This window comes from Thalassoglobus neptunius, from assembly GCF_007859735.1.
Lineage (GTDB): Bacteria > Planctomycetota > Planctomycetia > Planctomycetales > Planctomycetaceae > Thalassoglobus > Thalassoglobus neptunius.
The window spans coordinates 1-3,747 of sequence record NZ_SIHI01000112.1; the positions used below are offsets into that span (position 1 = coordinate 1).

The following is a 3,747-nucleotide window of genomic DNA, read 5'->3' on the forward strand; positions in this document are numbered from 1 at the left end:
CAAATCGAGCGAAGCCATGATCTATGTGGCTTCCATTGGTCGCATGCTCCGCCGCTTAGCTCCTTCACCCAACCAAGCTCCGTTCAAATACCGACTTACAGCATGAAGAGGATTCCGGATAGGCTCTAAGAGCGGAGTGCGTCCACCAGTTCCGCCTTGTTCATCTTGCTGCGTCCTTTGATGTCCCGTTCTGACGCGAGGTTTCTGAGTTCCGCCACCGTTCGCTTTTCGAGACGCGTGTGCGGGTTCCCGGTTCCTTGCGTGGACTTGTTCGGTGTCCGGCCTTCCGAGCGGCGCTGCTTGTTCACAGTTCGTGCTGCGATCTCTTCTGCCCCGTCTTCGGACCGGCCGCGTTCGAGTTCGCTCTCTTTAATGTGTTCGTACTGTCGTTCGTCTTTCTTACTCCACTGAGGCATTGGAGGTCCTCCGATTTGAAGAAGCGGAATCAGGCACTCTTCAGAAGTGCTTTTCTCTGAGCCAGCCAAAGCGACATGTTTTCAGTGATGTTCGATGATGAAAAAGCAAGCGCTGTGCCAGCTTTATCACTGAAGGTGGAGACTCGATGAAATCGCAATATTCAGGTCGCATATGGCGATTCAGTCGGTTCTGGGGGATTGCAATCGGTGGATGATCGACCGCCCTGCTCTGTTCACGATCATGTCGGAAAGGACTTCCTTCGTGGGCGAGGCGTTGGCAAGACCAAGTCCTCTCGTAAAAAGTCGCCGAGGAAATTCAACTGTCAGAATGCCGCTGGTTGCAATCGTCGCTGTAAGCTGTCACGATCATTTTCTGTCTTGGCTATGTCAGTTTCTTTCTGAAAACTCGCGATTGTTGGACGACAATCGCCCGTGTCATTGAGGTGTTCACAGTGAGAGATCGCGCTCAGCTTTTCGTCATGGCTTTCATGACATTCTTTGTTAGTGCTGGAACTGTCTGGGGACAGTCTGGCGAGGTGCCGCAACTTGGAAACGGCATGCGAAACGGCTGGGCGGATCAGTCGTCGATCGTGATCTGGACTCGAACCACCCGGAATGCCGAGATGGCTTCCGAGGGACCAGAGTTTGTCAAAGTTTCAGCAAAGTTAGAGCGAGAAATCCAGAAGTCCGGCGAAGAAGAAAGATATGTCACCGAGCAACTGGCAGAAGGCGCCAGCCTCGATGAAATGATCGGAGCGTGCCCAGGGGCTCCCGGCGAAGTTCGGCTCAGCTATCATGCTGCGAATGACTCAGATCAAGTCGTGACGACGGATTGGATCGAGACAAAGAGCGAAAGCGATTTCACAACGCAGTGGAAGCTCGATGGCCTGACGCCGGGGACGAAGTATCACACAACCGTTGAAGCACGTCCGGTTGGCGGAGGTGATGTGACAGCTTCATTTCAGGGAGCATTCGAAACAGCTCCGCCTGCTCAGCAGAACGCGGATGTGAAGTTTTGCGTCACGACCTGTCACGATTTTCTGCGTCGGGATGATGGAACGATCGGACATAAGATTTACCCGTCGATGACTCGAATCGATCCGAATTTCACAGTACATGCTGGCGATATTGAATACTACGACAAGCCACAGCCATGGGCATGGACGAAAGAGCTGATGCGATTTAAGTGGGGCAGAATCTTCTCAATGCCGCGCAATCGAGAGTATTACTCGGCCCACACAAGTTACTTTATTAAAGACGATCATGATACATTAAAAAATGATACATGGCCCGGGCAGGTTTATGGGAACGTCACGTTTGAAGAGGGTGTTCAACTCTTTAATGAAGAACAGTTTCCGAGTCGTTCCCCTCGCTACGCAACGATTCATTGGGGAGCGGACGTCCAAATCTGGATTCTTGAAGGACGTGATTATCGCAGTCCGAACAATATTCCGGACGGTCCTGAGAAGAGCATTCTCGGAGCGGAACAAAAGAGCTGGTTGAAGAAAACGCTGCAGGACTCCACAGCCGCGTTCAAGCTTGTGTTCAGCCCAACTCCGATCGTTGGTCCGGATCGTAAGAACAAAAAAGACAACCACGCGAATACCACATTCACCATCGAAGGAATTGAACTGAGAGACTTCTTCAGCTCAATCGACGGAGTCATCGTCTTCTGTGGGGATCGACACTGGCAGTATGCGTCCGTCGACGAGGAAACCGGACTCTGGGAGTTCGGTTGTGGCCCCGGTAGTGAAACGCATGAACTTGGGTGGAAGGATGGGGATGTTCGCCCCAATCACCGATTCCTCCGCGTCGCTGGCGGATTTCTGAGTGGAGAAGTCGTTCACGACAATGGAAAACCTCAGCTCACGATTCGTCACCATACCGTGGATGGAGAAACTCTCAGCGAGTTTCCATTCCCTGTCGAGCAAGTCACGAAATCGGAATCGCAGTAGCTGAGGATTCCCTTGATCTCGGTCATTCCATTCCGGGGCGTTGAAAACGTTCTCAGAATTGCCAGTTGGCGAAGAAGTAGTACGACTCGGCGTTTCCTCGATCAGCAACCTGCGGATTCGGGTTCTCGGTGACAGCGTCTCCGTAGAAGAACCAGAAATAGCCTCCCTGAAGAGTCAGGTTGCTGTTCACTTTGTACGTCGCGACCAAGTCGAGTTCCGTTCCGATGTGCCGACTTTCAGTCGCGACAATTCCTCCGAACGGAGCTCCAGCGACGTTCCAGATGGCATCTTCGCGTTTGTCTTTATCGAACCAGTGCCACTGAGCCTGACAACTCAGCTTCTTCGAAGGATTCACGGTCAGCTGAACGCTGTAATCCAGCAGGTTTTGACCGTCGAGGTTATCGATCTGTCCCCAATAGGCGTGTCCGAGTGGGAAGAGTGTGCTGACCGTGTTGATGGTGCCATCATCGGGATCACTGTCACCTGAGCCCCAGAAGAAGACTCCGTCGAGAGTTGGCGTCCAGGGCATGGTGTTGAATGTCAAACCTGTTCTGGTTGAAACAAACCCGGCGAGCACGTCGCGGGCAGGAGCGGTGCCGACAACGTCGCTTCCCGTTTGAATGGCTCCTTCGTAATCCCAACCCAATGTCATCCAGAGATCGCCACATTCGGCATTGATGGGGATCGCACCTGCATAGCGACTTCCGAAGGTATGTCGGTCTCCATCGATCAGCGTCGGGCTATCGTCAACTTCATCGAGCCAGAGCCAGTAGAAATCGAGGACCCCATTGGGGGCGTTCTTGTACGTCGAATAGACGCCACTGAAGGTTCGGCTTTGATCGGGGGTGTCGTATGACAACGGGCGATTGATGTTTCCGGAAGTTCCGTTGACGGGGCGAGTTGCGAATCCGTCGATGTTCCAGGCATCGCTTGTGTAATAGAGTTTGACCCCTTCGAAGTTTCGAAAGGTGTTGGCCCATGCCAGTGGCGACACGAGATGCTGGGAACCGTACAGAAGTGTCTGTCGCCCTGCCTTCACGCGGAGTTTTTCCCCGACTCCCGAATCAAGAAGTTTGACGTCCACATAGTATTGGAGCAAATCGGTGCGGTTGACATCGATCGGAAGTGGGGGGAGTTCTTCATTGAACGTCGATGCGTCAATCGCCTCAACGCGTGCGGTGAAGTCGTCTCCCATGTTCAACTCCAGAAACGGAGTGAATCGCCACTGATTGTAGCTGGAGTACAGGCCTGTAGACATCGGTCAGAAAACGTAGCGCTCGACGGAGAGGGTGTGACGGAATAAAAGCGTAGCGCCCAGATGATCACTTGTTGTCAGGTGTTCAGACTTTTGGTTTTCACCATTTGTTTGAACTGAT

The 3,747-nt window shown here is 52.7% G+C and carries 3 protein-coding genes; 1 reads left to right on the forward strand and 2 read right to left on the reverse strand.

What is annotated here, in order from left to right; translation table 11 throughout:
- Window positions 1-125: 125 nt before the first annotated feature.
- Window positions 126-416: a Rho termination factor N-terminal domain-containing protein gene (locus KOR42_RS25895; RefSeq protein ID WP_146512694.1), complete on the reverse strand. Its 291-nt coding sequence runs from the start codon at window positions 414-416 to the stop codon at window positions 126-128.
- A gap of 452 nt (window positions 417-868) precedes the next feature.
- Here KOR42_RS25895 and KOR42_RS25900 point away from each other — a divergent pair, with 452 nt between their 5' ends.
- Entirely contained in the window at window positions 869-2,371 is a 1,503-nt protein-coding gene (locus KOR42_RS25900) for an alkaline phosphatase D family protein (RefSeq protein ID WP_146512695.1), read from the forward strand.
- Between the two features lie 52 nt (window positions 2,372-2,423).
- Here KOR42_RS25900 and KOR42_RS25905 read toward each other — a convergent pair whose 3' ends face one another.
- Window positions 2,424-3,629, reverse strand: coding sequence for an alginate export family protein (locus KOR42_RS25905; protein WP_146512696.1), 1,206 nt, complete (start codon window positions 3,627-3,629; stop codon window positions 2,424-2,426).
- Window positions 3,630-3,747 lie beyond the last annotated feature (118 nt).